This is a genomic window from Pseudomonas sp. 13B_2.1_Bac1, from assembly GCF_025466155.1.
Classification (GTDB): domain Bacteria; phylum Pseudomonadota; class Gammaproteobacteria; order Pseudomonadales; family Pseudomonadaceae; genus Aquipseudomonas; species Aquipseudomonas aylmerensis.
On record NZ_JANLOH010000105.1, the window covers coordinates 1 to 383 of the forward strand.

Below are 383 nucleotides of genomic sequence, written 5' to 3' on the forward strand. Positions count from 1 at the left end.
GGCTGGCTGCGCAGCGAGTGGGACGCCACGTTTGCACCGCTGTGGGCGAACTACTCCGAGGCCAATTTCCTCAAGCGCTACCTGATGCTGCACCGAGCCTACGCCCGGGGATTTGGCAATGCGCTGTATGAACTCTGGGACTCCCTCAAGCAGCTGCTTCAGTGGCTTATGAACCCGCTTGCCAATGCCGAGAAGCTGCTGCATTACCTGTCCCGCGCCGAACTCGAAAAGCTCCTGAACGTCAGCGCCGAAATCCTCGCAAAAGGCATTTTGGTACTCAGCGATGAGCCGCTGCTGTTCATTTACTTGTCGGTATTGGTCAGTTGGATGCGGATGATGCCGCCGCCGTACATGAACGAATTGCTCGGGGAAATCAGCGCCGA

General features: G+C 57.7%; 1 protein-coding gene. It reads left to right on the forward strand.

The window, feature by feature from the left end; genetic code table 11:
* A partial coding sequence (locus tag NTD80_RS26245; protein ID WP_262135473.1) for a hypothetical protein occupies positions 1-383 on the forward strand: 383 nt, incomplete at both ends.